The sequence below is a fragment of the Amycolatopsis sp. lyj-90 genome (assembly GCF_046549035.1).
Taxonomy (GTDB): Bacteria; Actinomycetota; Actinomycetes; order Mycobacteriales; family Pseudonocardiaceae; genus Amycolatopsis.
Genome location: NZ_JAJPWP010000001.1, coordinates 1,270,530 through 1,296,985, shown reverse-complemented (window position 1 = coordinate 1,296,985; position 26,456 = coordinate 1,270,530). Strand labels below are relative to the sequence as shown.

Annotated in this window: 28 protein-coding genes; 14 read left to right on the top strand and 14 right to left on the bottom strand. The window is 68.6% G+C overall.

Going from position 1 to position 26,456, the window contains the following annotated elements; translation table 11 throughout:
• Nucleotides 1-252 precede the first annotated feature (252 nt).
• Together ACLJPX_RS05705 and ACLJPX_RS05700 are read right to left on the bottom strand one after the other, a co-directional pair.
• Complete coding sequence (locus tag ACLJPX_RS05705; RefSeq protein WP_410599050.1) at nucleotides 253-1,647, bottom strand: KamA family radical SAM protein; 1,395 nt, start codon at nucleotides 1,645-1,647, stop codon at nucleotides 253-255.
• Nucleotides 1,648-1,731: 84 nt separating this feature from the next.
• Nucleotides 1,732-3,105: a hypothetical protein gene (locus tag ACLJPX_RS05700; RefSeq protein ID WP_410599049.1), complete on the bottom strand. Its 1,374-nt coding sequence runs from the start codon at nucleotides 3,103-3,105 to the stop codon at nucleotides 1,732-1,734.
• A gap of 73 nt (nucleotides 3,106-3,178) precedes the next feature.
• Here ACLJPX_RS05700 and ACLJPX_RS05695 point away from each other — a divergent pair, with 73 nt between their 5' ends.
• Genes ACLJPX_RS05695 through ACLJPX_RS05685 form a run of 3 tightly spaced genes read left to right on the top strand, consistent with a single transcriptional unit; the run spans nucleotide 3,179 to nucleotide 7,185 of the window.
• Nucleotides 3,179-4,789, top strand: a complete 1,611-nt coding sequence (locus tag ACLJPX_RS05695; RefSeq protein ID WP_410599048.1) for an amidohydrolase — start codon at nucleotides 3,179-3,181, stop codon at nucleotides 4,787-4,789.
• A 9-nt stretch (nucleotides 4,790-4,798) separates the two neighbouring features.
• Nucleotides 4,799-6,391 carry an apolipoprotein N-acyltransferase gene (gene lnt, locus ACLJPX_RS05690; RefSeq protein ID WP_410599047.1) on the top strand — a complete coding sequence of 531 codons (1,593 nt, stop codon included), beginning with the start codon at nucleotides 4,799-4,801 and terminating at the stop codon, nucleotides 6,389-6,391.
• A gap of 26 nt (nucleotides 6,392-6,417) precedes the next feature.
• Nucleotides 6,418-7,185, top strand: a complete 768-nt coding sequence (locus ACLJPX_RS05685) for a polyprenol monophosphomannose synthase (protein ID WP_101607829.1) — start codon at nucleotides 6,418-6,420, stop codon at nucleotides 7,183-7,185.
• Here the strand turns inward: ACLJPX_RS05685 and ACLJPX_RS05680 are convergent.
• Nucleotides 7,172-7,936: a DeoR/GlpR family DNA-binding transcription regulator gene (locus ACLJPX_RS05680; RefSeq protein WP_410599046.1), complete on the bottom strand. Its 765-nt coding sequence runs from the start codon at nucleotides 7,934-7,936 to the stop codon at nucleotides 7,172-7,174. The two genes, ACLJPX_RS05685 and ACLJPX_RS05680, sit on opposite strands and share 14 nt — an antisense overlap.
• 51 nt (nucleotides 7,937-7,987) lie before the next feature.
• Here ACLJPX_RS05680 and ACLJPX_RS05675 point away from each other — a divergent pair, with 51 nt between their 5' ends.
• Nucleotides 7,988-8,362, top strand: coding sequence for a DUF4406 domain-containing protein (locus tag ACLJPX_RS05675; protein WP_410599045.1), 375 nt, complete (start codon nucleotides 7,988-7,990; stop codon nucleotides 8,360-8,362).
• On the opposite strand, the gene ACLJPX_RS05670 is transcribed toward ACLJPX_RS05675, so the two are convergent.
• On the bottom strand, nucleotides 8,359-9,243 hold the full coding sequence (locus tag ACLJPX_RS05670; protein WP_410599044.1) for a LysR family transcriptional regulator: 885 nt from the start codon (nucleotides 9,241-9,243) through the stop codon (nucleotides 8,359-8,361). The genes ACLJPX_RS05675 and ACLJPX_RS05670 overlap by 4 nt on opposite strands.
• Nucleotides 9,244-9,316: 73 nt before the next feature.
• Here ACLJPX_RS05670 and dapA point away from each other — a divergent pair, with 73 nt between their 5' ends.
• Complete coding sequence (gene dapA, locus ACLJPX_RS05665; RefSeq protein ID WP_410599043.1) at nucleotides 9,317-10,216, top strand: 4-hydroxy-tetrahydrodipicolinate synthase; 900 nt, start codon at nucleotides 9,317-9,319, stop codon at nucleotides 10,214-10,216.
• A 92-nt stretch (nucleotides 10,217-10,308) separates the two neighbouring features.
• Here dapA and ACLJPX_RS05660 read toward each other — a convergent pair whose 3' ends face one another.
• From ACLJPX_RS05660 to ACLJPX_RS05650, 3 genes are all read right to left on the bottom strand, one after another.
• Nucleotides 10,309-10,656: an RNA polymerase-binding protein RbpA gene (locus tag ACLJPX_RS05660; protein WP_005151365.1), complete on the bottom strand. Its 348-nt coding sequence runs from the start codon at nucleotides 10,654-10,656 to the stop codon at nucleotides 10,309-10,311.
• 226 nt (nucleotides 10,657-10,882) lie between these two features.
• The gene (locus tag ACLJPX_RS05655; protein ID WP_410599042.1) at nucleotides 10,883-11,641 is read right to left on the bottom strand and encodes a thymidine kinase; all 759 of its coding nucleotides are present in this window, start codon (nucleotides 11,639-11,641) and stop codon (nucleotides 10,883-10,885) included.
• Nucleotides 11,642-11,671: 30 nt separating this feature from the next.
• On the bottom strand, nucleotides 11,672-13,072 hold the full coding sequence (locus tag ACLJPX_RS05650) for an MFS transporter (protein ID WP_410599041.1): 1,401 nt from the start codon (nucleotides 13,070-13,072) through the stop codon (nucleotides 11,672-11,674).
• 234 nt (nucleotides 13,073-13,306) lie between these two features.
• On the opposite strand from ACLJPX_RS05650, the gene ACLJPX_RS05645 reads away from it, so the two are divergent.
• Nucleotides 13,307-14,017, top strand: a complete 711-nt coding sequence (locus tag ACLJPX_RS05645; protein ID WP_410599040.1) for a transglycosylase family protein — start codon at nucleotides 13,307-13,309, stop codon at nucleotides 14,015-14,017.
• A 92-nt stretch (nucleotides 14,018-14,109) separates the two neighbouring features.
• Here ACLJPX_RS05645 and ACLJPX_RS05640 read toward each other — a convergent pair whose 3' ends face one another.
• Nucleotides 14,110-14,889, bottom strand: coding sequence for a glycerophosphodiester phosphodiesterase family protein (locus ACLJPX_RS05640; RefSeq protein WP_410599039.1), 780 nt, complete (start codon nucleotides 14,887-14,889; stop codon nucleotides 14,110-14,112).
• A 66-nt stretch (nucleotides 14,890-14,955) separates the two neighbouring features.
• On the opposite strand from ACLJPX_RS05640, the gene ACLJPX_RS05635 reads away from it, so the two are divergent.
• Nucleotides 14,956-15,339, top strand: coding sequence for a hypothetical protein (locus ACLJPX_RS05635; protein ID WP_410599038.1), 384 nt, complete (start codon nucleotides 14,956-14,958; stop codon nucleotides 15,337-15,339).
• Between the two features lies 1 nt (nucleotide 15,340).
• On the opposite strand, the gene ACLJPX_RS05630 is transcribed toward ACLJPX_RS05635, so the two are convergent.
• Entirely contained in the window at nucleotides 15,341-16,321 is a 981-nt protein-coding gene (locus ACLJPX_RS05630) for a tyrosine-type recombinase/integrase (RefSeq protein WP_101607838.1), read from the bottom strand.
• Between the two features lie 614 nt (nucleotides 16,322-16,935).
• Between ACLJPX_RS05630 and ACLJPX_RS05625 the strand changes: the two genes are divergently transcribed.
• Nucleotides 16,936-17,775 carry a class I SAM-dependent methyltransferase gene (locus tag ACLJPX_RS05625; RefSeq protein WP_410599037.1) on the top strand — a complete coding sequence of 280 codons (840 nt, stop codon included), beginning with the start codon at nucleotides 16,936-16,938 and terminating at the stop codon, nucleotides 17,773-17,775.
• 1 nt (nucleotide 17,776) lies between these two features.
• On the opposite strand, the gene ACLJPX_RS05620 is transcribed toward ACLJPX_RS05625, so the two are convergent.
• The 4 genes from ACLJPX_RS05620 to ACLJPX_RS05605 are packed head-to-tail and all read right to left on the bottom strand — an operon-like array spanning nucleotide 17,777 to nucleotide 20,491.
• Nucleotides 17,777-18,418: a class I SAM-dependent DNA methyltransferase gene (locus ACLJPX_RS05620; RefSeq protein WP_410599036.1), complete on the bottom strand. Its 642-nt coding sequence runs from the start codon at nucleotides 18,416-18,418 to the stop codon at nucleotides 17,777-17,779.
• Between the two features lie 10 nt (nucleotides 18,419-18,428).
• Nucleotides 18,429-19,187, bottom strand: a complete 759-nt coding sequence (locus ACLJPX_RS05615) for a putative protein N(5)-glutamine methyltransferase (RefSeq protein WP_410599035.1) — start codon at nucleotides 19,185-19,187, stop codon at nucleotides 18,429-18,431.
• Nucleotides 19,184-19,951 carry an NAD(P)-binding domain-containing protein gene (locus ACLJPX_RS05610; protein ID WP_410599034.1) on the bottom strand — a complete coding sequence of 256 codons (768 nt, stop codon included), beginning with the start codon at nucleotides 19,949-19,951 and terminating at the stop codon, nucleotides 19,184-19,186. Before ACLJPX_RS05610 ends, ACLJPX_RS05615 begins: the two co-directional genes overlap by 4 nt.
• Nucleotides 19,952-19,963: 12 nt before the next feature.
• A complete protein-coding gene (locus ACLJPX_RS05605) occupies nucleotides 19,964-20,491 on the bottom strand; it encodes a DinB family protein (protein WP_410599033.1) in 528 nt (175 codons plus the stop codon).
• A gap of 140 nt (nucleotides 20,492-20,631) precedes the next feature.
• Here ACLJPX_RS05605 and ACLJPX_RS05600 point away from each other — a divergent pair, with 140 nt between their 5' ends.
• The 5 genes from ACLJPX_RS05600 to ACLJPX_RS05580 all read left to right on the top strand — a co-directional run bounded on the left by ACLJPX_RS05600 (nucleotide 20,632) and on the right by ACLJPX_RS05580 (nucleotide 24,457).
• Complete coding sequence (locus ACLJPX_RS05600; RefSeq protein ID WP_410599032.1) at nucleotides 20,632-21,159, top strand: RNA polymerase sigma factor; 528 nt, start codon at nucleotides 20,632-20,634, stop codon at nucleotides 21,157-21,159.
• A gap of 41 nt (nucleotides 21,160-21,200) precedes the next feature.
• Nucleotides 21,201-21,650: a peroxiredoxin family protein gene (locus tag ACLJPX_RS05595; protein ID WP_410599031.1), complete on the top strand. Its 450-nt coding sequence runs from the start codon at nucleotides 21,201-21,203 to the stop codon at nucleotides 21,648-21,650.
• 32 nt (nucleotides 21,651-21,682) lie between these two features.
• Complete coding sequence (locus tag ACLJPX_RS05590) at nucleotides 21,683-22,288, top strand: TetR/AcrR family transcriptional regulator (RefSeq protein WP_101607847.1); 606 nt, start codon at nucleotides 21,683-21,685, stop codon at nucleotides 22,286-22,288.
• Nucleotides 22,272-23,891 (top strand): acyl-CoA dehydrogenase family protein, encoded by a 1,620-nt coding sequence (locus tag ACLJPX_RS05585; protein ID WP_410599030.1) that lies wholly within the window; start codon nucleotides 22,272-22,274, stop codon nucleotides 23,889-23,891. Before ACLJPX_RS05590 ends, ACLJPX_RS05585 begins: the two co-directional genes overlap by 17 nt.
• A gap of 134 nt (nucleotides 23,892-24,025) precedes the next feature.
• Nucleotides 24,026-24,457 (top strand): hypothetical protein, encoded by a 432-nt coding sequence (locus ACLJPX_RS05580; protein ID WP_410599029.1) that lies wholly within the window; start codon nucleotides 24,026-24,028, stop codon nucleotides 24,455-24,457.
• Nucleotides 24,458-24,461: 4 nt separating this feature from the next.
• Here the strand turns inward: ACLJPX_RS05580 and ACLJPX_RS05575 are convergent, their stop codons facing one another.
• Nucleotides 24,462-25,622, bottom strand: coding sequence for a 4-hydroxybenzoate 3-monooxygenase (locus ACLJPX_RS05575; protein WP_410599028.1), 1,161 nt, complete (start codon nucleotides 25,620-25,622; stop codon nucleotides 24,462-24,464).
• Between the two features lie 53 nt (nucleotides 25,623-25,675).
• On the opposite strand from ACLJPX_RS05575, the gene ACLJPX_RS05570 reads away from it, so the two are divergent.
• Nucleotides 25,676-26,434 carry an AraC family transcriptional regulator gene (locus ACLJPX_RS05570; RefSeq protein ID WP_410599027.1) on the top strand — a complete coding sequence of 253 codons (759 nt, stop codon included), beginning with the start codon at nucleotides 25,676-25,678 and terminating at the stop codon, nucleotides 26,432-26,434.
• Nucleotides 26,435-26,456: the final 22 nt, after the last annotated feature.

Sequence of the window (26,456 nt, the reverse complement as noted above, 5' to 3'; positions counted from 1 at the left end):
AGCGCCATACACGTTTCCCTTGATGAAGCGAATATGGTATTCGACGTAATACCTGCATTAGAACCACACGTATTCCTTCATGAGCAGAATTCGCGATGTCGAGGCGTGGGAACCACACGATGCCCCCTCGTGGCCTCGCGTGAAGAATGCGACGAGAAAAGGGCCGGGTGTGCCTGCACGGAGGAGGGGGCGTTCAAAGCTCCCACATGAGCCTGAACGCCCCCTCCGGGACCTGTCTGACGGGCCGACTGGTCAGGCCATCGGGGGCTGCTCGCGCCACCAGCGCTGGCCGGCTTCGGGCAGGGTGGAGATCGGGTCGTAGTAGGGGTAGCGGCGCTGCAAGGCCTCGGGGTCTTCGTGTTCGATCCCGGTCCGGTAGTTCTTGGTCCAGTAGGAGATGCCGAGTTCGCGGTCGTAGTCGGCGAGCTGGTGCACCCAGCGCTTCCCGACATACGGCACGTCGCAGACGATCCGCGGAGTGGCGTAGCCCGGCAGATAGCCCATGATCGCGTGCTGCAATTCCTGCGCCTCGTGCACGGAAACCCGCCAGTGCTCGGCGTTGGGGATCATGTCGCACATGTAGAAGTAGTACGGCAGGATGCTCGCTTCGCCCTGCAGCGCGAAGCACAGGTCCAGCAGCTCGGCAGGGGTCGCGTTGACGCCCTTCATCAGCACGCCCTGGTTGCGGACGTCGCGGACGCCGACGTCGAGTGCGGTCCTGGCGGCTTCCGCGACCAGCGGGGTGACCGACTGCGCGTGGTTGACGTGGGTGTGGATCGCGAGGTTGACGCCGCGGCGCTGGGCGGTGCCGGCGACGCGCTCGAGGCCTTCGACGACCTTCGGCTGGATCCAGTGCTGCGGCAGGGCGGCGAGCGCCTTGGTCGCGAGCCGGATGTCGCGGACGGTGTCGATGTCCATCAGCCGCATGAGGAACGACTCCAGCTGCGGCCACGGCACATTCGCGACGTCGCCGCCGGAAACCACCACGTCGCGCACGCCGGGGGTCTTCTTGAGGTACTCGATCATCGCGTCCTGGCGGTCGACCGGTTTGAGCGAGAGCTTGTGCTTCTCGATCTGCTCGGTCGAGTTCCCGACCAGGTCCATCCGGGTGCAGTGCCCGCAGTACTGGGGGCAGGTCGAGATCATCTCGGCGAGGACCTTGGTGGGGTAGCGGTGGGTCAGCCCCTCCACGACCCACATCTCCGCCTCGTGCAGCGAGTCCCGTTCGGAGTGCGGGTGGCTCGGCCATTCGGTGTCGCGGTCGCTGCGCACCGGGAGCATGTAGCGGCGGATGGGGTCGGCGTACCAGGCCTCGGTCACCTTGGCCGGGTCCGTACCGGCGTTGGGCGCCATCGTGTTGATCATCTGCGGCGGCAGCAGCATCGACATCGTGGCCATCTCGCGCTGGTCGGCGAGCATGTCCTCGTAGAAGCGCTCCTCGAGCTGGTCGCCCATCAGGGCGCGCAGTTGCTTGGCGTTGCGGATGCAGTGCACTCGCTGCCACTGCGCATCGCGCCACTGTGCCTCGGTCACGTCGTGCCAGCCGGGGAAGCGGCGCCAGTCGGGTTCGATCAGCTCGACTCGGGTGTAGTCGTAGGGCTGATCGTAGGCGGCCACCGGCGAGGTCGGTTCCTGGATCGCAGTCACTTGTACTCCTCGTCGTCGGAAACGCGTGAAAATATCCTGTCACATCGTTCGGACGACGTAAATATTCCTGTCGTGCCCGGTGTGTCAGACGGACACTGCCTCCGGCTCCGAGCGGGTGCGAAGGTGATCGACAGCAGCGATTCCAGCGACCAGCGCGGCGGCGAGCAGCAGCAGGCCGGCCGAGTAGCCGAGGTGATGAACCGGTTCAAGCCGGGTCGATGGCGCGTTCTGGTCGCGGATACCGACCGCGGCCATCGCCCCGGCGCCGCCGAACACCAGCACCGAGGCCAGCGGTCCGAGCACGGGCACGACGACGCCGTCTTCCGCGAGCCGGGGACCGGTCGTGACGACCACGGAGACGACGGTGGCGCACAGCAGCGCCAGCAGCAGCGCTCCCGGGATCACCGCGTCGTGGTCGATCAGCTTCTCCGGCACTCCGCCGGTCCCCAGATCCACGATGAACAGCACGAGCGCGGACATCGCGGCCCCGCCGACGGCGAACTGCACCCTCCAGCGCGACGCGCCCACGAGACATCCGGCGGCGACCCCCACCGCGGCCGCCAGCCAGCTCAGCACCGGCTGGAACGCGACGGAGTACACCGCCAGCAGCAGCGGCGCCATCGTCCCCACCTGCACACTCGCCGACGTCGCCGCGGCGAAGAACGCCCGCGATCCGGCGATCGCGCACGCGACGACCCCGCCGACGAGCACGATCAGCCCGCCGATGGCCACGACGACCTCCGCGTGCCTGCCGATCGACGCGACCGGCAGTTCGAGGATCTCGCTGACCTTCAGGACGTCCACCGCGCCCACAGCCATGGGAAGCAGCACGGCCAGGATCGCCGCGGCCGCGAACCGGGCCGGCAGCGGACGCGGCTCGGGCCATTCCGGATCCTGCGCACGGGAACCGCGCGTGACGACGGCCAGCACGGCTCCGGCCACGCTCAGCGCGGTGAGGACCAGATGCCAGACCAGACCGCCGGTGGCGAGCATGAGCCACGACGCGCCCGCCAGGCTCGCGGCGAACAACTGCGTTCCCACGGTGAGCCCGATGAGCACGAGCCCGGCGATCCGGGCGCCTCGCCGCAGGAGTTCCTGTGCCGCGGCGAGTACCGCCAGCAGCACCACCGGCGGCCCGGCCAGCGCGATGATCGTCAGCGACGGATGCCCACCCAGGTCAGGGACCAGGTGCACGAGAGCGGTCGGCAAGGACAGGACGACCCCCGCCACCAGCAACCACGGCCACCATCGCGTCAGGAACACGGCGGCGAGCACCGCGACCAGCGGCACCAGGGACACCAGCACCAGATCGGACGGCCAGCCCCGTGGCGCCGCCAGCGCGATCAAGGGCCGCAGGATCGAGGTGTCGCGGACCGCGGTGAAAACGACCACCGCCCCGAGCCCCAAAGCCGCCGACACAGTGGTCCCAGCGACGGCGCGGCCTGCTTCGGTCTTCATGTTTTCAGCTCCCCAGCTCATTTCATCGACCCTAACCACGTGGTGATCATCCGCACGCTGCAAACTCGGAAGGGTGACGAACGCGCGAACCACGCTCCTGCTCGGCGGGCGCATCTACAGCCCCACCGCCCCCGACGCCACCGCCATGGCGATCACGGACGGCACCGTCGTCTGGGTGGGGCAGGACGGCCCGGCCAAAGCACTGCATCCCGACGCCGAGGTGCTCGACCTCGACGGCGCCTTCGTCGCCCCCGCCTTCGTCGACGCGCACGTCCACGCCACCGCGACCGGTCTGCACCTCACCGGGCTGAACCTCGCGAACATCCGAAGCGCCGGAGAACTGCTGGCCGCGGTCCGCGACGCGGTCCGGCCCGGGCAGGTGCTGGTCGCGCACGGCTGGGACGAGTCCCGCTGGTCCGACGGCAGGCTGCCCAGCCGCGCGGAGATCGACGAGGCCGCGAACGGGACCCCGGTGTACTTGAGCCGGGTCGACGTCCACTCCGCGCTCGTCTCCAGCGCGCTCGTCGCTTTGGCGCACGGCGTGCACGACGCGCCGGGCTGGTCCGCCGACGGACCGCTGACCCGTGACGCCCACCACCGCGTCCGTGCCGCGATGCGCGAGGCGATCACCCCGCGGCAGCGTCGCGAGGCCCAGCGCGCGTTCCTCGCCGAGGCCGCCGCCCGTGGGGTCGTCAGCGTCCACGAATGCGCGGGCCCGGACATCTCCGGCGCCGACGACCTCACCGATCTGCTCGCGCTCGCCGCGGAACCGGGACTGCCCGAGGTCGTCGGCTACTGGGGCGAACGCGGGGGAGTCGACACCGCCCGGGCGCTGGGCGCCAGGGGAGTCGCGGGCGACCTGTTCGTCGACGGCGCACTCGGCTCCCGCACCGCCGCACTGCACCAGCCGTACGCCGACGCCCACGACACCTCCGGAACGCTCTACCTCGACGCCACCGCCATCGCCGAGCACGTCGGCGCCTGCACCGAGGCCGGGTTGCAGGCCGGCTTCCACGTCATCGGCGACGCCGCCGTCGCCGAGGTCGTCGAAGGCTTCCAGCTCGCGGAGAAGACCGTCGGCCGTCGCGCATTGGCCGCCTGCCACCACCGGCTCGAACACGTCGAGATGATCGACGTCGACCAGGCACGGGCGCTCGCGGGCTGGGGCGTGGTCGCGTCGGTCCAGCCGCAGTTCGACGCGGAATGGGGTGGCACGCAAGGGATGTACACCGACCGCCTCGGCGCCGAGCGGGCTGTGAAACTCAACCCCTTCGCCGTCATGGCCGCCGAGGGGCTCCTGCTCGCCTTCGGCTCCGACGCCCCGGTCACCCCGGTCGCTCCGTGGGCCACCGTCCGCGCCGGGACCTACCACCGCACTCCGGGATCGGGACTGTCCGCTCGCGCCTCCTTCACCGCCCACACCCGCGCGGGGCACCGCGCTGCCGGGGTCAACGACGGTGTCACCGGCAGCCTGGTCCCCGGCGCTCCCGCGCACTACGCGGTCTGGGACGCCTCCGACCTGGTCGTCGCGACACCGGACTCGCGGGTGCAGCGCTGGTCGACCGATCCGCGGGCGGGCGTACCCCCGCTGCCGAACCTGGACGAGGGAGCCGCCCTGCCCCGCTGTCTGCGCACGGTGCGCGACGGGCAGGTCATCCACGACGCGTTCACCCGGACGGCCTAGGGTTCAGGGGTGTCCTCGACCGTGGCGAATCCGGCTCCCGAAGCAGACAGGCGAAAGCGGTTCTCCCGCGCCTGGCTTCTGCGTTTCCTCGTCGCCGCGGCGTCGGGTTTCACGCTGTACCTGAGTTTCGCGCCGCGGCCGTTGTGGTGGCTCGCCCCGCTGGCGTTCACCGGCTTCGCGCTGGTGGTGCACGGACGCCGGTTCCGCGGCACCTTCGGCTACGGGTTCGTGTTCGGGCTGGGGTTCTTCCTGCCGTTGCTGACCTGGCTGCTGGACTTCCTCGGGCCGGGCTTCGGGCCCTGGCCGTGGCTCGGGCTGGCGATGGCGCTGTCGGTGTATCTCGGCTTCGGCGGGGCATTCGCCACTGTGGTGTGGAGGCTGCCGCTCGGGCCGTTGTGGGCCGCGCTGGTGATCATCGCGCTGGAGACTCCGCGCACCTGGTTCCCCTTCGGAGGGTTCCCGTGGGGCCGCGTGGCCTTCAGCCAGCCTGAGGGCGCCTTCGTCTCACTGGCCTCGATCGGCGGCGCCCCGCTGGTCGGTCTCGCCGTCGTGCTGACCGGCTTCGGTCTCGCGGCGCTGTGCCTGCGGCTCAAGGCCGCCGACCCGCGGCGCTCCGTGATGGCCGCGGCCGCCGTCACCCTCGTGCCGGTGGTGGCGGGCCTCGCGGTGTGGCCCACGATCGGCACCGAAGCCCAGGACGGCGAACTCACCGTCGCCACCGTCCAGGGCAACGCCCCCGACATCGGGCTGGCGCTGGAAGGCCGTCGCGACGAACTCCGGAACAACCATCTCGCCGAGAGCGCCCGGTTACTCGAGAAACTCAAGGCGGACAACACCAAGGTCGATCTGCTGGTCTGGCCGGAGACCGCGATGGCGATGCGGACCGGTGACGCGGGCGTCGACCGGATGGTCCGCGACTACGGCGTCCAGGCGATCATCGGCGCGCTGGTCCGGCTGCCGGACGGTTCGGCGCAGAACTCCGCGCTCGTCTGGGATCCCGTCACCGGTCCCGGTCAGCGCTACGCCAAACAGCAGCTCGTCCCGTTCGGCGAGTACGTCCCCGCCCGCGAGCTCGCGAAGCTGGTGACCCCGTTCGTCGACAGCGTCGCGAACATGACCCCGGGTGACGGCGCCAACTCCGCGCTGTCGGTCGCGGGGACCAAGGTCGGGGTCTTCATCTGCTACGAGACCGCGTTCGACTACCCGGCCCGCGAGTCCGTCGCCAACGGCGCGGAACTGCTCGTCGTGCCGACCAACAACGCTTGGTACGGGCCGGGGGAGATGAGCTACCAGCAGCTGGCGATGTCGCGGCTGCGAGCGGTCGAACATGGCCGCGCTGTGATCGTCTCCGCCACCAGCGGGGTCAGCGCGATCGTCGCCCCCGACGGTTCGATCACGGCCTCTACCAGCCTGTTCACCGCAGATTCCCTGGTGGGGCGCGTACCGCTCAGGCAGCAGACTACGCTGTCGGATCTACTCGGTGTGACGACGGAGTACGGGCTGCTCGCCCTGGCGATCGCCGGGGTTACCGGCGGGTACGTGCTGCGTTTCCGCACCCGGCGCGCGAGCGCCGCCAAGGCAACGAGGGAAGCGGCGGGCTGACCCGCCGGAACACGGAGGAAAAGCGGATGGCGCAGGCGCCACGGGGGGACCAGGGAATCGAGCCGGTGCTGGTGGTGGTCCCGACGTACAACGAGCGGGACAACATCGGGCCGATCCTGGAACGCCTGCTCAAGGCACTCCCGGACGTGAACGCCCTCGTCGTCGACGACGGCAGCCCGGACGGGACCGGCGACATCGCCGACGAGCTCGCGAAGGCCGACGAGCGGATCCAGGTCATGCACCGGACCGAGAAGGCCGGCCTGGGGGCCGCGTACGTCGCGGGGTTCCGCTGGGGTCTCGCCCGTGACTACGCCACCATCGTCGAGATGGACGCCGACGGCTCGCACGCGCCGGAGGATCTGCCCCGGGTGCTGGCGGCGCTCGAGGACGCGGACCTGTCCATCGGCTCCCGCTACGTTCCCGGCGGCAGCACGGTGAACTGGCCGTTCCAGCGCAAGGCGCTGTCCTGGGTGGCGAACTTCTACGCGAAGGTCGCGCTCGGCATGAAGATCAACGACATCACCGCCGGTTTCCGCGCGTACCGTCGTTCGGTGCTGGAGAAGCTCGCGCTCGACGAGATCGCCTCGCGCGGCTACTGCTTCCAGATCGACCTGGCGTTCCGGACGAAGCTCGCCGGGTTCGAGGTGGTCGAAGTCCCGATCACCTTCACCGAACGTGAGATCGGTCAGTCGAAGATGAGCGGTTCGGTCGTGCGCGAGGCGATCGTCATGGTCGGCATGTGGGGGATCAAGCGTCGCTGGCAGCAGCTTCGCGGGCTCGTCAAGAAGGGCTGACCCCCAGCACGCTCACGCCGAGCTTCCCCAGTTCCTTCACCGTCGGTTCGTCCGGCGCCGCGTCGGTGATCACACCCGCGACGTCGGACAGGGGGAGCACGGTGAACGGCGAGGCCGCGCCGATCTTCTCCGAGCTGGCCAGCACGTAGGTGTCTGCGGCGCGTTTGGCGAGCGTGCGTTTCATCGCGGCCTCGTCGGAGTCCCCGGTGGTGAGCCCGGTCTCGGGGTGCACGCCGGTGACGCCGAGGAAGAACAGATCGGCGTTGATTCCGTCGGCCGCCTCCGCCGCGGCCGCGCCGCAGGTGACGGCGGAGTGCTTGAAGAGCCGCCCGCCGATCAGGAAGACCTCGACCTTCGGATGGGTGACGAGCGCGGCCGCGACCGTCGGGCTGTGGGTGACGATCGTCGCTTCGAGATCGACGGGAAGCGCCTTCGCCAGCGCGAGCGCGGTCGTCCCGCCGTCGAGGATGACGGTCGACCCCAGCCGGATCAACGCTGCTGCACGTTTCGCGATGCGCTCCTTGCCCGCGATGCTGACCGCCATCCTCGTCGCGTAGTCCGCGGTGGCGGGAGAAACCGGCAAGGCTCCGCCGTACACCCGCTGACACAGCCCGGCCTCCGCGAGTTCTCGCAGGTCACGGCGAATACTATCCTCGGATACGCCGAGTTCGGCGGCGAGATCCTTGGCCACGATCCGGCCTTCGGTCTTCAGTCGTTCGAGCAGCAGGTCTCGACGTTGCGCAGCCAGCATTTGCACGATCCTCCTTGTTCGTGCCGATTGTTGCACATTATGCTCCGGCTCATGACCAAACCTCTGATGATCCTCATCGCCGGGCCGTACCGCTCCGGCACCGGCGACGACCCCGAGCTGCTCGCCCGCAACCTCGCCCGGCTCGAAGAGGCCGCCTGGCCGATCTTCCGCAGCGGGCACGTGCCGATGATCGGCGAGTGGGTCGCGCTCCCGGTGCTGCGCGGCGCGGGCGGGAAGACCGTGGCCGACCCGGTCGCCAAGGAGGTCATGTACCCGACGGCCGACCGGCTGCTGCACCACTGCGACGCCGTCCTGCGCCTGCCGGGGGAGTCCACCGGCGCCGACCAGGACGTCGCGATCGCACTGTCCCGCGGCCTGGCGGTGTACCACCGCATCGAGGACATCCCGGGGTATCAAGCCGCTTAGAGTTCCGCCAGCACCGCCTGGATCGCCGGGCTGGCCTCGGCGCTGCGGCGCCACGCCGCGTGCACCTCGCGCGTCGGCGGGCGTCGCAGTGGACGGGCGACCAGCCCTTCGGCCAGAGGCGGCCGCGCCAGTCGCGGGATCAGCGCCAGGACCTCACCCGAGGCGACCAGCGACAGCTGCGTGGAGAAATCGTCCACCAGATGCCGCACGTCGGGCTCCTCGGGCAGGCCGGCGAACAGGCGGCGGAACCACTGGTGACAGACCGTCCCGGGCGGGCTGGTCACCCACGCGTACCCGGCCAGGTCCGCACCGTCGAGCGGTGGCTCGGCCCTCGCCAGCGGATGGGTCTCGACCATGACGACGTCGCCGAGGTCGGTGTGCACCAGGCGCCGGGACAGCGCGGGCGACAGCGGGACGGGCAAACCGTCGGCGTCATGAAGGAGCGCGAGGTCGGCGGTTCCGGCGTCGACGCTGTGCAAGGCCTGGCCGGGGTCCTGCTCGCTGATGTGCAGGCGCAGATCGGGGTAGCTCGTCAGCAGTCGCGGCTGGACGGGCGCGAGCAGCCCGCGGATGGCGGTCGAGAACGCGGCCACGCGCAGGACACCGCGGGGCGCGCCCTCCGCGACCGACTGGGCGGCCTCGGCACAACGCTCGAGTGCCTGGAACACCTCCAGCGAAGAGTCGACGACGGCCTGCCCCGCCGGTGTGAGCACGACTCCGCGACCCGCGGGAGCGAGAACGGGCGTCCCGATCTGCCGCTCCAGCCGTTTGAGCTGCTGTGACACCGCGGAGGCCGTGAACCCCAGCTCGTCCGCTGCCCGCGCGAGCGTCCCGAGTGCGGCCACCGACCGCAACGCCCGTAAAGCCCCGACCTCGATCATGAAGCAAGGCTACGCAATATCGACCAAAAAGCATCGCTGGACCGCAGGTATCGGCGCCGACAGGATCGAGCACATGACCGAATCGCTCTTCGGCTCCAACCTCGTCGCCATGGTCACCCCGATGGAACCCGGCGGCGCACTCAGCGAACCCGGCCTCGCCCGCCTGGTCGACCATCTCCTGACCACCGGATGCGACGGCATCGTCGTCGGCGGAACCACCGGCGAGTCACCCACCCTCACCGACACCGAAGCCACCCTGCTCGTCCGCTCCGTGGCGACGCGAACCGGAAACCGGGCCCGCGTGATCGCCGGCGTCGGCACCTACGACACCACCGCCTGCATCCGTCGGGCTCACGAAGCTCAAGCGGCCGGGGCGGACGCGCTCCTGCTCGTCTGCCCTTATTACTCCAAGCCGACACAAGCCGGGATCGTGGCGCACTGCCTGGCGGTGGCCGACGCCACCGAACTGCCCGTGATGCTCTACGACGTCCCCGCCCGTACCGGAACGGCCATGGAAGCGGCCACCCTGGTCGAACTCGCCCGCCACCCCAGGATCCGGGCTGTCAAGGACGCCAAGGGAGACCTGTTCGAAGCGATGTCGGTCATGGCGGACTCCCCGCTGGCCTACTACTGCGGTATCGACGAACTCAACCTGCCCTACCTCGCCGCCGGTGCCACCGGTCTGGTCAGCGTCGTCGGCAACGCCTTCGCCGACCGCAACGCCCAGCTCATCAGCGCGGTACGCGGGGGAGACCTCGACACCGCGCGGGCACTCAACGCGGCACTGCACCCCTTGACCGAGACGATCATGCGCACCTCGCAGGGGGCGATCATGGCCAAGGCGGTGCTGGCCGAACTGGGCGTCATCCCGCACGCGACGGTCCGGCTGCCGCTGCTCGAATCGCCGCCCGGCCACCTGCGGCGGCTGACCGACGCGCTGGCGCCTCTGGTCGCCGGACTGGTCCCGGCCTGACCCGCTTCCCCGAGACATGGCGAAGCCCCCGCGGAGGGAGGTCGCGGGGGCTTCGCTGTGTTCGTGGTGGGGCTAGCTACTTGGCCGTTGCGTCAGGCGGACCGGGTGGTCCTGCGTCCCTTCAGCTCGGCGAGACGTTCGTTGAGCAGATCTTCGAGCTCCGGAATCGAGCGGCGCTCCAGGAGCATGTCCCAGTGCGTCCTCGGGGGCTTGACCTTCTTCTGCTCCGGCTGTCCGCCGTCCACGATCTCGGACTCGCTGCCGTGCAGCCTGCACTCCCACACCGAGGGGATCTCGGCGTCGTCGGAGAAGGGCACCTCGAACTCGTGGTTCTTGGGGCAGGCGTAGCGCACGGTGCGCCGAGGAGCGAGGTCGTGGTTGCGGTCGGTCTCGTAGCTGACCGCTCCCAGCCGGCTTCCACGGAGAACACGGTCGGCCATGATGGGGGTCCTTTCAGTCAGCTCCGGGTGGAGCCAGGGTGATGCTCACCCTATGCAACGACGGGGAGGGCCAGAGGATTCCCTGGACACCATGTCCTTGCTCACGATGAGCTGTGTCACCCGGTGGCAACAGCTTCTCCTAGTAGGAGTGGTTTCGCGCTCTGGCGTGACGTCAATACGGCCATCTTGGTGCGGATATCCCCCAGATGGGCTAGTAGTACGCCTGTCATGTCAACCGTAACTGACCGTGTTGGGCCGAGGTAGGCCCCAGGTCGCCCAGTCGAAAGTGCCGACGGCACAATACCTGATAACGGACAGTGTTCAATTCACCCTCAGAACGTGATGTCAATGAAGTTTCAACTAGCGGTTGCTCGGTATCCGCCACCACAACGGTGTCCCCGGCTCTCAACACCTCACCGTCGGACACCCTCGCGTTGAACCGTCCCGTCTGCCCGCACCAGCACAACACCTCGACCTGAACCGGCTGCAACTCGTCCGCCAGCTCGAACAACCGCGCCGCACCCGGGAACAACATGCTCCGGAAATCCGTCGCGATCCCGAAGCAGTACACGTCGATCTGGACGTCATCGGCCAGTTCAGCCAGCTGATCCACCTGAACAGGTGACAAAAACTGAGCTTCGTCGACGATCAAGTAGTCCACGTGCCGTCCCGCCGCCCACTGCTCACGCACCAGCAACCGCAGATCGGTCTCGTTCCCGACCTCGGTCGCCTTGCGCGTCAGCCCGATCCGGCTGGTGATCTGCGGCTCACCGGAGCGATCGTGCCGCACCAGCACCATCCCGCGACGACCCTGCCGCGCGTGGTTGTGGTCGATCTGCAACGCCAGCGTCGATTTCCCGCAGTCCATCGGCCCGTAACAGAACTTCAACTTCCCGACGACCGGCACACCCCGCCGTGAACCCGCCACCGGCACCGACGACAACGCGTCCGTGGGGTCCGGGCCACTTTCCTTCAGTACGGTCACGACGCTCGACCCTATCGGCACGCTCCCGGCTCACAGCACCGCCGGTGGTCGGTTGCCCGCCGCCTCGATCGCCCGCCGCACCGGGACCAGCCACACGAACACGAAACCGAGCACGAAGAAGATCACCAGCGCGATGATCGCGTACCGGAACGAACCGGTGATCTGCCCGACCGCGGCGAACAACAGGGGACCGAGCCACGACGTCCCCCGCTCACCGACCACGTAGAGCGAGAAGTACTGCGCGTCCTTCCCCTCGGGGATCATCTGCCCGAACAACGATCGCGACAGCGCGTTCGTTCCGCCGAGCACCAGCCCGATCCCGACCGCCACCGCGTAGAACTGCAACGGCTGCCCAGCCTGGATGAAGAACGCGAAGCACAGCACGACCGTCCAGGCCACCAGGCTGCCCAAGATCGTCTTCTTCGCCCCGATCCGGGCCGCGATCGCCCCGTGGATCATCGCCCCCGCGTACGCGAGGAACTGGATCACCAGGATCGTCACGATCAGCACCGTGGTGCTGTACTTCAACTCGTCCTTGCCGTACTGCGCCGACACCGCCACCACCGTCGTGATCCCGTCGGTGAAGACCAGATAGCTCCCGAGGAACGCCAGCGTCAGGGGATAGGCCCTCGCGTCCTTGATCGTCCGCTTCAGCTCCTTGAACCCCGCCGTCAGCACCGACAAGCCACGCTCGGCCGACTTCGGCACATGAGTCTGGGGGAGTGCCCGCACCGCCGGAAGCGTGAACACCGCCCACCAGATCCCCGACGTCAGGAAACAGATCCGGATCGCGAGATGTTCGCTCACCCCGAACGCCTCATGACCCATGAAGAACCCGAGCTGCAACGCCAGCGCCAGGCCGCCGCCGAGATACCCGAACGCCCACCCCTTCGACGACACCGAGTCCCGCTCGTCCGGCTCCGCGATGTCCACCAGGAACGAGTAGTAGACGACCAGCGCCCCGCCATACCCGATGTTGGCGAGGATGAACGTCCAGACGCCGACCTGCCAGTTCGTCCCAGCGATGAAGAACATCAACGCCGACGCCACCGCGCCCAGGAACGCGAACCCGCCGAGGATCCGCCGCTTGTACCTGCTCCGGTCCGCGATCGCGCCGGCGATCGGCAACACCAGCACCTGCGTCACCGTCGCGATGGACAGCAGATACCCCCAGAGCGACCCCGCCGGGAAATGCAGCCCGAACAACGACACGTCACAGCTTTGAAGAGTGCTCGAAGCACCACTCGAATCGGTGCACGGCCTGTCCCCGTTAAGGGTGAAATTCGCCTTGGCATCGGAGGACGCGATATCGCTCAAATAGAGCGCCCCGAAGACCGTGATGACCGACGAATAGAACGGCGAATTGGCCCAGTCATAGAGGTACCAAGCCCGCCATACCCGCTTGCGTTCACGGGTCACGGCCACCGTCATGCACTGCTCCTGAAGTCGAGAACGTCGAGGTCAGCGGGAGACTACTGGTGATCGCGGCCCCCTGTCCGGCACGAGTCCGGACCGTGTTCGTTTCGACGCGAGACGAACCCTTCCCGGCCACCTTCCCGACCATCGTCGGCGTGTCGCTGCCACGGTCGACGTGTGTTTCGTGTGAGGCTGGTGGTTGTGCTGTGACTCTTGTGAAGCAAGTGTCCGGTATTTACTGTTCCGCTCATGAGGACCCATCGCCTTCGCACAGCACACCGCGTAGTGGCGAGAACGCTCCTGCTCGCCCTCGCCGTGACGGGCCTGCAGATCGCCACCACCGGATCCGCCGCCGCGGATCCCCACGGCTCCCACTGGGCCAAGCTCCGCATGTGTGAATCGAGCGGGCGCTACAACATCAACACCGGCAACGGCTACTACGGCGCCTACCAGTTCGACCTGCCCACCTGGCGCAGCGTCGGCGGCCAGGGACGACCCGACCAGGCCAGCCCCCGCGAACAGGACTATCGGGCCCTCTACCTCTACCGCATGCGCGGCTGGCAACCCTGGGAATGCGCCGGCAAACTCGGCTTCCGCAACGACGGCGACGGCCGCAGCAAACGCGTCCCGTCCTACGACGACTCCGCCTACATCGGCGGGGGAGGACAACCCGCCCCGCCGCCTCCGCCCAAGCCGAAGCCCACCCCGCCCGCACCGCCCGGCGGCCCCAAACCGGCGTGGCCCGGCGTCGTCTACGCCTACGGCGACTGCGCCGCACCGCTCAAGCAGTTCCAACTGCGGATGAACGCCTACGGCTACGGCTTCACCGGAACCGGCTGCTACTACGAGAAGACCCGCGAAGCCGTCCTCGCCCTCCAGCGCGCCAACGGTATCAACGACTCAGGCCGCCTCGGACCCAAGACCTGGGACGCGGCCTGGAACGGCAAACCACCGCGGTAACCCCTCCGCCCAATGCTATGAAAGGCCCGTTACTTGCAAATTTTGCAAGTAACGGGCCTTTCATAGCGCGCGCGAGGGGAGCAGCAGGCGACTCACGAAGGCCAAGCGCCCCGCTCCCGGAGCACCTCACGCAGCAGATCCGGCCGGTCCGTCACGATCCCGTGCACCCCCAGATCCAGCAGCGACCGCATCTCCGCCGGATCGTCCACCGTCCACGTGTGCACCTCGAAACCCGCCCGCGCCGCCAGCCGTAGGAACGATCGGTCCACCACCTTCAACCGCCCCTGCCGCACCGGCACCTGCGCCATCGCACCCCGCGACAACACCCGCAGCGAGATCAGCGGCAGAAACCCGTTCGCCCACATCACCGCCACCGAACGCGGCCCCATCGCCGTCACCAGCTTCGGCCCCGCCAGCTTCCGGATCCGCGCCAGCCGCGCATCGGAGAACGACGCCGCCGCGACCCGGTCGTGCGCCCCGGTCCGTTCGATCGTCCGCACGAACGGCACGACAGCCTCGTTCGACTTCACATCGATGTTGAACCGCGCCTCCGGCAGCTCCTCGAGGACCTCCTCCAGCCGCGACAACGGCACCCGGCCCCCGATCTTGACGTTCCGCAGCTGCGCCCACGTCTGCCGGGAGATCAACCCCGCACCATCGGTCGTCCGGTCCAGCGACGCGTCGTGATGCACGACCACCACGCCATCCGACGTCGCGTGCACGTCCGTCTCGAGATAGCGATAACCCTCCGTCACCGCCTGCCGGAAAGCGGGCAGCGAGTTTTCCAGTCCTTCCAGGTCACCGAGATGCCAGCCCCGATGGGCGAAGGCACGCGGGAGCGGATCGGCGAGGTACGGAAACAGTGTCGACACCCCACTAGTGTGCACTTCGGTCGTGGCCCCGGCATGAGCGTCCGATGGCCAGCTAGGGTCTGACCCGTGAGGGAAGTGGCCGAGCACCCGAAGACGTCCGCCGAAGAGGTGTCCGAGTTACGTCGCGCGGGGGCATCCAAACACTGCGGATGGTGCGGCAGGCGACTCGAACAGGGCGGCAACGTCGGCAGGCGCCGCCGTTACTGTGGGCAATCCTGCCGCCAGCGGGCCTACGAACGCCGGACCGCCCTCCAGCGCAGCGGCCTCCCCGAGGACGCCGTCGTGCTCTCCGACACCGAGATCGCCGCCCTGCAGGACAGGCTCTTCCAACTCCGCTGCGCCGCCGAAGACATCGTCACCGCGGCCGACGACGGAGCGTCCTTGGCCGAACTTCGCGGCCTCGCCGACGAAATCGCCCAGGCGGCCAAGGACCTCGAACAGCTCCGCTGACCTACAAGATCCCGTCCAGCGCCCGATACGTCCGGTTGCTCGCGGCCGCCGCCCGCTGCTCCCGCCCTGTCGCCTCGATGTAGTTCTGACTGGTCGCCAAGCTCGCGTGCCCCAGCAGCGCCATGATCTCTGACGCGGTCGCGCCGTCCTCGGCCAGCCGCGTCGCGAACGTGTGCCGCAACGCGTGAAGGTTCGCCCCGACCGGCACGCGGTCGTGCAGACCCGCCCACCGGTAGCAGGATTTGACCAGGTACTCCAGCGCGCCGCGGCCGATCGGCTCGCCCGCACGATCCCGGAGGAGGGGAGTGGAGGGCCCGAACCGCTGCTGCGCGAAGCGACGGCGGCAGGAGGCCAGGTACTCCTCGATGATCTTCTCCATGATCGGCTGGACCGGGATCGACCGGTCACGGCTTCCCTTGCCGTGAACGTGCAGCCGCATCTCACCCTGACGGCCGACCAGCGACCGCGTGGTCAGAGCTCGCATCTCCGCAGCACGCAGTCCGGCGACCAGGCCGAGCGCGATCACCAGGACGTCCCGCTCCGGCCACGGATCCCGCGTCCGGCGGGAACCATCGGCGGCGGCCGCGAGCAACTGCTCCGGGGTTTCCTCGCCCCGCAACGGTTTCGGCGTCAACGGCGGAGCCTTCGGCCGGGCGACCGCGCCCATCGGGTTGCCCGCGAGCAGGCCGTCGGACACACAGAAGGTGAGGAACTGGTTCCAGGTCGACCACGCGCGCAGGACCGAGCTCTTGGCGTGCGTATCCGCGAAGGCGCCGAAGGCGTTCCGGAGTGCCTGGGCGGTGAGCATCTCGACGGTGAGGTCGTCAGGGGAGCGGTTCGACTCGCGGAGCAGAAGCTCGGTGATGCCGGCGAGATCGCGGCGGTAGGCGTCGGTGGTGTGAGGAGAATCCTTACGGGGACGACGTGCGGCGAAAAAGGCTTGCTGTGCCTCGGAGACCCTCATGAGAACCTTGTACCGCATGGCACCGACAGTCTTACACTGGGTTATATTCCGTTTCATGCATAATAGTGATTATGCATGAAACGGAGTGACGGGTCCGGAAACCCCTCGCGGGGGATCCTGGTCCGCTCGCTGGCTCTCAGGATGCCATGAAAGAGTCTCTCCTGACGTTTTTCGTCTTGAATGACCCTTTCCTGACACTTGAGCCGCCCGGGAGACCTCAGACTCCAGGTGGCGACCTGGTCGGGCGACTCGGCGTGGCGAGCCGCCGCTCAACGCCTCCGTTGATCATCAACGACCGAGACGCCTGCATTGATTCGTCACAGTGACGTAATGAGCTTGGGTGATCGGTCATCCGTTTTGGGTTGCCAGGGGTGCCCTGACCGCTTCAGGAGGCCAACGGGCGGCCGAGCTCAGGGAGAGCTGAAGGGGACCATGCCCGCATGTCACGCGACGAAGGGAGCTTTCCCCGCGTGACATGCGACGAAAGGCCCCTTCAGCTCACGTCAGAGACCCCTCTCGGGCCTTGTTATCCAGGTCGGCCAAAGTGCCGATAATGTACATTATGTCAAGTAGTCGTCAGAACGGACTGCGCTAGGGTCTTCCCCGGAGATCCAACTTGGGGGTTACACGAAATGTCCGAGAACACCGCTGTGCGCGTCGATCCGTCCAACGAGCGGATGCTGCAGGCTTGGAACGGCAACGACGGCTCGCTCTGGGCGAAGCGCGCGCAACGCTTCAACGACGGTGTCGCCGCGTACCGCGACACCTTCTTCTCTGCGGCCGACATCCAGCCGGCCGACAACGTCCTCGACGTCGGCTGTGGCGCGGGCCAGACGACACGGGACGCCGCGGGGCAAGCCACTGACGGTTCCGCGCTCGGTGTCGACCTCTCCAGCGAGATGCTCGGCGTCGCTCGTCGGCTCGCCGAACAGGAACGTGTTCCCAACGTCTCGTTCGAACAGGCGGACGCTCAGGTCCATCCGTTCCCCGAAGGCGGCTTCGATGTGGTGATCAGCAGGCACGGGTCGATGTTCTTCGGTACTCCCCTGGCCGCGTTCGCCAACCTGGCCCGTGCGACGCGTCCTGGCGGCCGTCTGGTCCTGTTGACGTGGCAACCGTTGCAGCTCAACGAGTGGATCACCAGTTTCCGGACGATCTTCGCCGCCGGTCGTGAGGTGCCGACCTCGAACCTCGCGCTCAGCGATCCGCTCGAAACCGAAGCACTGCTGAACTCCGCCGGCTACACCGATGTCCGATCCACCGCCGTGGACAAGCCGATGTACTTCGGCCAGGACGTCAACGACGCGGCGGAGTTCATCATCGAGCAGCACGGCGGACGGCTGAGCGATCTGGACGAGAGCACGCGCACCAAGGCCATCGAGACCTTGCGCGCCGACCTCGCCGGGCACCAGACCGACCGAGGCGTCTTCTATCGCTCGGCGGCCTGGCTCATCGAAGCCCGGCGTCCTTGAGCTACTGCTTGCGGACGATCAGGTAGGCCTGCGGGGTGCTCTCGAATTCTTCGGACGGCTCCCGGACGAGCCGGGAAAGCACGCTGAACCCCGCCTCCCCCAGTTGCTCGGTGATCTTCTCCGGCGCCAGCCGGTACGCGTCGCAGGAGATGTCGTGGCCGTAGGCGTGCTCGATGTGGCGCACCTCGTCACCTACCTGGAACGCCACCAGCAGATGTCCGCCTGGGGCGAGGATCCGGTGGAAGTCGGCGAAGATCTCCGGCAGCCGCTCCCTTGGTGTGTGGATGATCGAGTACCACGCGACGACGCCCGCCAGTGCACCGTCCTCAATGGACAAACCGGGCATCTCCCCGATCTCGAAGTCCAGGTGCGGGTACCACTTCCGGGCGACGGCGATCATCTCCGGCGAGAGGTCGACGCCGCGGATGTCGAGCCCCAGGCCATGCAGATAGTTGGTGATGCGGCCGGGGCCGCAGCCGATTTCGGCGACGCGGCCGCCGCCGGCGGCTTGGACGAGTTCCGCGTAGGCGCCGAGCATGGCTCGGTCCCAGGTGGAGCCGGCGAGGTGGTCGCGGAGGAGTTCGGCGTAGTCGGCCGCGACCGTGTCGTAGGCGGTTCGGGTCACTTGGAGGTAGTCGGTCACGGCGGGGACCCTATCCCCCGGCACCGACAACAATCGTCGCGTACAGCTCGTCGTCGGTGATCACTTCGGGAGTAAATCCGTTGTGTGCCATGGCTTCCGCGGTGCTCGCGGCCTGGCTCTCCCCTGTTTCGATCAGCAGGTGCCCGCCCGGCGCGAGCCATTGTGAAGCTTCCGCGGCGACGCGCCGGTGGACGTCGACGCCGTCCTGCCCGCCGTCGAGGGCGATGCGGGGTTCGTGGTCGCGGGCTTCGGGCGGCATCATCGCGATGGCGCCGGTCGGGACGTAGGGGGCGTTGACGACGAGGAGGTCGACGTGGCCTTGCAGCGACGCGGGTAGGGGCGTGTAGAGGTCGCCCTCGAACACCTCTCCCCCGGCGTCGGCGACGTTGGCGCGGGCGCAGCGGACGGCGGCGGGTTCGATGTCGGCCGCGTAGAGCCGGATTTCGCCGAGTTCGGCGGCGATGGCGGCGCCGAGCGCGCCGGTGCCGCAGCAGAGGTCGAGGACGACCGCTCCGGGCCGGGCGAGGGTGAGGGCGTGGCGGACGAGGAGTTCGGATCGTTGGCGTGGCACGAAGACGCCGGGTTCGACGACGATGCGGAGGCCGTGGAATTCCGCCCAGCCGAGGATGACTTCGAGGGGTTCGCCCGCGACGCGGCGTTCGATCATGGTGTCGAGGTCCGCGGGTGTGCGGGCTTCGGTGGCGAGGAGCCGGGCTTCGTCTTCGGCGAAGACGCACCCGGCTGCCCGCAGCCGGTCGATGATCGTCACTTGTCCCGCAGCCTGGTGAGGATTCCGTCGAGGGCCTGGCGGACGGTGTCGGGGACGCCGTTGGTGCGCAGGTCGGTGAGGAAGTGTTCGTTGAGTCCGCCGGGGGTCATGTGCTTGCCGACGAGGGTTTCGAGGGAGCCGTTCTGCTGGAGCAGGGATTGGCCGAGTTGGCCGAAGATGTGGCTGGTGAAGGCGGTTGCGGTGGTGTCTTCGATGCCTTGGTCGGCCATCCAGGCGGCGATGGTGCCGAGGTAGTCGAGGTGGGCGGCGAAGGTGGCCGTGGCGGCGCTGAAGATTTCGAGGTCTTTTTCGGCGTCGGGGACGACGCTGCCGCCGATGCTGTCGAAGAGGGTTCGTGCTTCGGCGTTGTCGGGGTACATGGCGGTGAGGCTTTGGCGGCGGGATGCCGGGGGTAGCGGGATGCTCCGGACGACTTCGCCTGCCGGTGCGGCCCACTCGCGCAGTTGCTCGAGGCGGACGCCTGCGAGGGCGCTGATCAGGACGTGGTCGGGCCGGAGGGTCAGGTCCCGGAGGACTTCCTCGGCGATCGGTGTGCGGACGGCGAGGATGATCGTTGTGGCGCTGTCGACGACGGCTTGGTTGTTGTCGCAGACCGTGACGTTGGCGAAGCGTGCCGAGAGTTCTTGTCCGACGCTGCGGCTGCGCGGTGAGAGGAAGATCGAGGGCGGGTCGGCGATGTCCTTGCTGAGGCCTTCGACGATGGCGGCGGTGATCTCGCCCGCGCCGATGAATCCGTAGTCCATGGTCACTCCTGCTCAGGCGCCGGTGTCGCCGTCGATGCGTTCGCGGATGAGGTCGGCGTGGCCGTTGTGACGGGCGTATTCGCCGATCATGTGGACGTAGAGCATGCGGAGCGAGAAGGGGTCGCCGCCGAGGTCGAAGGTGTCGTCGAGGGATCCGTCGGCGGCGGCTTCGTCGGCGAGGCGGATTTCGTCGAGGAGGGTGTTGTAGGCCTCTTCGGCTTTGGTGGCGTCGAGGACTTCGAAGTCGTGGTCCTTGCCGAGGGCGAGGTCGTAGAGGGGTTCGATGTCCTGTGCGGTGTAGCGCAGGCGGAACCAGATGCGTTCGACCTTGGCCAGGTGGCGGATGAGGCCGAGGAGGGTGAGGTTCGAGGGCGGGACCGACGCCTGGGCGAGCTGTTCTCCGGTGAGGCCGGCGCATTTGCCGAGGAAGGTGCTGCGGTGCCACGCCAGCAGGGAGGGCAGGAGAATGCGTTCGTTGGCGGCGGTGTCGCCGGACGGACGGGTCACCTCGGGGGCGGTCCATGTCATAGCGGCGATCATGCCATCGGGTGACAAGGGGTTTGTGGTGAGCCGCGCGACGGGGGCGTGAGCGGGGTCACGTGAGGCGGGCTGAATCCTTTCGCCGAGGTGGCGGCTCTTGTAGGGGCCGGGACGAGCCCGGCGCGGGAGGAGGGGTTGTCGTGGGGGCCGAGTGGCCGAGGGAGTCTTTGATCGTGGCCGCGCAGGGTGGGGACGAGTCCGCCATCGCCGCTCTGGTCTCGGGTTCCCATCCGCATGTGCAGCGGTTCGCGCGTTCGCTGTGCGCTTCGCCGGAGGACGCGGAGGATTCCGCGCAGGAGGCGCTGATCGTCCTGTACCGGAAGATCGGCACCTTGCGGGCTTCCGGGGCGCTGGCGTCGTGGATGTTCCGGATCGTGCGGAACGAGTGTCTTCGCCGGGCTCGGCGGGCGTGGCGTGGTGACGAGCCGGTGGGTGCCGATGCGGTGGTCTCGGCGGAGGACGACGCTCTGCAGCGGTTGGAGGCGCGGCGGGTGGCCGCGGCGATCGCGGAGTTGCCCTCCGATCAGCGTCGCGTCTTGATCATGCGTGACGTCCAGGGGTATTCGGGCCGGGCGGTCGCCGACGCGCTGGGGTTGAGCACTCCCGCGATGAAGTCCCGACTGCATCGGGCTCGGGCGACGGTCCGTGCGCTGTTGCAGGTTCGCTGATCCCTTTCTCCCCTTCCTGCTCTATCTCTTGAGGAGTCTTCATGCTCGAAATCGGATCCACGGCCCCTGATCTCGCCCTGGAGGACACCGCCGGGAAGGTCGTCCGGCTCTCGGATTTCCGCGGTTCGGACGACGTGCTGCTCTACTTCATGCGCTCGGCCACGTGCCCGGTGTGCAACGGCCACGTGAAGGACCTCGCGAAGCTCGCCGATGTGCGTGTGCTGGTCGCGGTTCCGGAGGGGCGAGCCGAGGCCGCGGCTTGGCGGGCGAAGCGTGGGCTGTCGCTGCAGGTGGTGACCGGCCGGAGCGGTACGCCGCACGAGGCCGTCGGGTTGGCGAAGAAGGTGTTCGGTGCCTTGCAGCAGTCCGGGAGCGTGCTGATCGGGCGGGACGGGGTGGTCCGCCATGCCCATGGGGCGACCTTACCCACGGCTGCTTACGACAAGAAGGGCATCGCCAGGGCGATCGAGGAGCTGATGCGCACACGTTGACTGAAGGTGTGAATCAGTGCTTCACTTCTTGAGTGCCATATCGCCGTACACCGAAGGTCCAGGAGCGCCTGGACGCCCAGCGCGACGCCGTCCTCGCCGCTGCCATGGAGCAGCTGGCCGAGCGCGGGTACGCGGGTTGTTCGGTGTCGGCGGTCGCGGAGCGGGCCGGGGTGGCGGTCGGGAGCGTGTACCGCCACTACCCCACCAAGGCCGCGCTGGTCGTGGAGCTGTTCCGGAAGGTCGTCACGCGTGAGGTCGAGGCGGTGCGCGCGGTGTCGGAGCGGCCCGGCACGCCGGCGGAGCGGGTCGTGGCGGTCTTCGACACCTTCGCGAGCCGGGCGCTGAAGACACCGCGGATGGCGTACGCGCTGCTGGCCGAGCCCGTCGACGCGCCGATCGAGGCCGAGCGCCTGGTGTTCCGGCGCGCGTTCCGCGATGTCGTGGCCCAGCACGTGGCCGATGGTGTCCGGTCGGGGGTCTTCCCCGCTCAGGACGCCGAGGTCACCGCGGCGGCGCTCGTGGGGGCGGCGGCCGAGGTGCTGATCGGCCCGTTGACCACCGGCAGTGCGGACGAGGTGTCCGGGCTGCGCACCTTTGTCCTGCGTTCTTTGGGAGGTTCCGATGCCGGTCACTCATGAGGTCACCAACCAGGTGCCGCCGCTGGCGGAGTACGACGCCGCCGCCGATCCGGCTCTGCTGGAGGGGCTGGAGCGGGCGGACGCGGGCTGGGCGGTGGCGGAGGTGCATGCCCTCGGCAGGCTGGCCGGGAGCGAGCAGGCCCAGGAGTGGGGCAGGCTGGTCAACGAGAACGAGCCGGTGCTGCGGACGCACGACCGGGTCGGGAACCGGATCGACGAGGTCGAGTTCCACCCGTACTGGCACGAGTTGATGGACGTCGCGGTGTCCCACGGGCTGCACGCGACGCCGTGGCGGGATTCCCGGCCGGGTGCGCACGCGGCGCGGGCGGCGAAGATGTACGTCTGGGGTCAGGTCGACGCGGGGCATACGTGCCCGATCTCGATGACGTACGCGGCGGTTCCGGCGCTGCGGTTCAATCCCGAGCTTTCCGAGCGGTACGAGCCGCTGCTGGCGTCGACGGAGTACGACTTCGGGCTGCGTGAGCCGAGCACGAAGCGCGGGCTGATCGCCGGGATGTCGATGACGGAGAAACAGGGCGGCTCCGACGTCCGGGCGAACACGACGACGGCGCGGCCGCTCGCCGACGGCAGCTATGTGATCGTCGGGCACAAGTGGTTCACCTCGGCGCCGATGTCGGACATGTTCCTGACGCTGGCCCAGGCGCCGGGTGGGCTCTCGTGCTTCCTTCTCCCCCGCGTCCTGCCGGACGGCTCGCGCAACGGGATCCGGGTGCAGCGGCTGAAGGACAAGCTGGGCAACCGGTCGAACGCGTCGTCGGAGATCGAGTACGACGACGCGATCGGATGGCTGGTCGGCGAAGAAGGCCGTGGGGTGCGCACCATCATCGAGATGGTGAACAACACCAGGCTGGACTGCGCGGTCGGGAGCGCGTCGGGGATGCGGTACGGCGCGGTCCGGGCGGTGCACCACGCGCGGCATCGTCGTGCGTTCGGGGCGAACCTGGTGGATCAGCCGTTGATGGGCAACGTGCTGGCGGACCTCGTCGTGGAGTCCGAGGCGGCGACGACGGTCGGGATGCGGTTGGCTGCGGCCACCGACCGGCCGGGTGACGAGCAGGAGCAGGCGTTCCGGCGGCTGGGGCTGGCGGTGACGAAGTACTGGGTGTGCAAGCGTGGTCCTTCGCATGCGGTGGAGGCGCTGGAGTGCCTGGGCGGTAACGGGTACGTCGAGGAGTCGGGGATGCCGCGGCTCTATCGCGAGGCTCCGCTGATGTCGATCTGGGAGGGTTCGGGCAACGTCGCGGCGCTGGACGCGTTGCGGGCGATGGCGAAGCAGCCGGAGTCGGTGGCGGCGTACTTCACGGAGGTCGAGCAGGCGGCCGGTGCCGACGCGCGGCTGGACGACGCGGTGGGCAGGCTGCGCAAGGAGCTGTCCGATCTGTCGGACATCGAGTACCGGGCGCGGCGGCTGGTCGAGTCGATGGCGCTGGTGTTGCAGGGCTCGTTGCTGGTGCGGCACGGGGCGCCGGCGGTGGCCGACGCGTTCTGCGCGTCGCGGTTGAGCGGCGATTGGGGTGTCGCGTTCGGGACGCTGCCGTCCGGTGTGGACACCCGGGCGATCATCGCCCGTGCCGAGGTCTGATAGACGCTCGGTATCCGCATGACCACGTGGTGCCGATTACCCCGGCCGGACCGGCTCCGAGCACTGCAAACAGCCGCAGGATTGCGGAATTCGGGTGCATCCAGGGCCGCGTGTGTCGGCTACGTTCCTCGGTCATGGTCGATCGCCGAAGATGCCTGGCCCTGGTTCCCCTCGCGCTGTTCGCCGCCGGTTGCGGGTCGGCCGAGCCGACCCCGATCTTCGCCGCGGCGAGTCCGAGGCCTTCGACCGAGAGCGTGCCGATGATGGAGGCGGCGGCCCCGTCCGGTACGCCGTTCGTCGCGGCGGACGGACGGGAGTTGAAGGCGTGCGGCGACGGGGAGTGCGAGGTGCTGGTGCGGACCGGCGACCAGATCCCCAACGACGGCGGAGCCGGGCCGCTCTCGGTGACGATCCAGGCCGGGAAGGTGGGTCTCGCGCCCGCTTCCGGCGGGATGGGCGAGGCGGTGTCCGGTCCGCCGGGGATGGTCCATCAGATCAACCGGCAGGTGATCGTCGTCGTCGCGGTGCAAGACGGTGACGGGATCATCCGGCTCAGCAAGAAGTAGCGGATCAGTTCAGACCGGCCATGAACTCGCTGAGCAGCCGGTTCGCCGTGCTCGAGGTGTACAGGCGCTCGAAGTCGGCGCGTGCCACCCGATGGCGGAACTCCCCTCGGTAGGTCGCGTCTCCGGCGTCGTGGACGGTGTCGGTGAACCACGTCGCGAGGGCCTGGTAGTTCCACACGTCGCGCAGGCGGGTGTCGGAGTAGGCGTCGAGCAGGCTCGGATCGTCGTTCTTGTAGAGGTGGACCAGTGCCTCGGCGAAGATGTCGGCGTCGTGGAGGGCGAGGTTCATGCCCTTGGCGCTCATCGGCGGGACGATGTGCGCGGCGTCGCCGAGCAGGTGGAGCCTGCCGTGGCTCATCGGGCTGATCATCTCGCCGCGCAGCGGCACCAGTTGTTTCTCGACGATCGCGCCCTTCTCGGTGAGCGGTTCGCCGAAGCGGGCTTCGAGTTCACTCCAGATGCGCTCGTCCGGCCAATCGTCGGTGGTGTCGTCGAGCGGGCACTGGAGGTAGAACCGGCTCGCTCGCGGTCCGCGCCCGAACTGGGCGGCGAATCCACGTCGGTGGATCGCCATCAGTGTCTGCTGGTGAGCTGTTACCTCGGCGAGGATGACCAGCCACGCGTAGCCGTATTCGTGGGTGTGGCGGGTGATGCGGTCTTCGGGGATGGCGGTCCGGGTCGCGCCGTGGTTGCCGTCGCATCCGGCGATGAAGTCGCCTTCGACGATCGATCCGTCGCCGAGCCGGACGCGAGGACGTTCGTGGTCCTCGATGGTCACATCGGTGTCGAACCGCAGGTCGCCGCCGTCCTGTTCGAACACGGTGATGAGGTTCCGGACGAGGACCTGCTGGGGGCAGAACCGGCCTTCCCGGTGTTCTTCGACGGAGAGCGGCAAGGGCCGGGGACGGCCGTCGATGCGGAACCCGAGGTTCGGCTCGGCGGGAGCCCCTGCGCTGACGCGGTCTTCGAGGCCTCGTTTCCGGAAGGCGCGGGCCGCTCTGGTGTCGATGACTCCGGCGCGCTGGCGGTGTTCGACGTATTCGCGGCTGCGTCGTTCGAAGACGACACAGCCGATTCCCTCGCGGAGCAGGAAGTTGCCGAGCGCGAGGCCGGACACGCCTGCGCCGATGATCAGGACGGGCTTGGTTTCCTTCGCTGTGGACATGCTTCGAGTTTCGCCGAGGTCGAGGCGTCCTACTACCGGTATCCTGACGGTCCATGCTGGAATTCCGCCGAGGTCTGCAGCCGGGTGACACCGGCCGAGGATCGCTGAGCCACGGGCAGCTGGTCGGCCCGCATACCCATGTCCGGGGCCAGCTGCTCTACCCCTCCACGGGCGCGCTCGCGACCACCACCGCGCGGGGGACCTGGGTCGCGCCGGCGAACCGGATCACCTGGACACCGCCCGGATTCGAGCATTCCCATCGGGCGTACGGCGAGACCGAGGTCAGGCGCATCGACCTGCCCGTCCGGCTGGGCCGTTTCCTGCCCGCTCTGCCTTCGGTCTTCGCGGTGACACCGCTGTTGCGTGAGGCGCTCCTGGCGCTCAGCGATGGCCGTCCTCGGGGTCCGGGGCCTCGGCACCGGCTCCGCGGGCTGATCATCGACGAACTCACCGCCGCTCCGCAGCAGGAGCTGTACCTGCCCGAGCCCGCCGACGACAGGCTGCGCTCGGTGACCTCGCTGCTGCACGCCGACCCGGCGAGTTCCGCGACGTTGCGTGAACTCGGGCGGGCCACCGGCGCCAGCGAGCGCGTGCTCAGCCGGCTGTTCCACGAAGAGCTCGGCGTGAGCTTCCGGCAATGGCGCAGCATGCTCCGCGTCCAGCACGCCCTCGTCCTCCTCGGGGACGGGCACGCGGTGACGACCGTGTCGGCGCGGCTGGGCTGGGCGAACCCCACGAGCTTCATCGAGGCTTTCGTCGCCGTGGTCGGGGAAACCCCGGGTCGCTACCAGATCGGACTACGGCGAAGGTAGTTCTGTACCTACTAGTATGTAC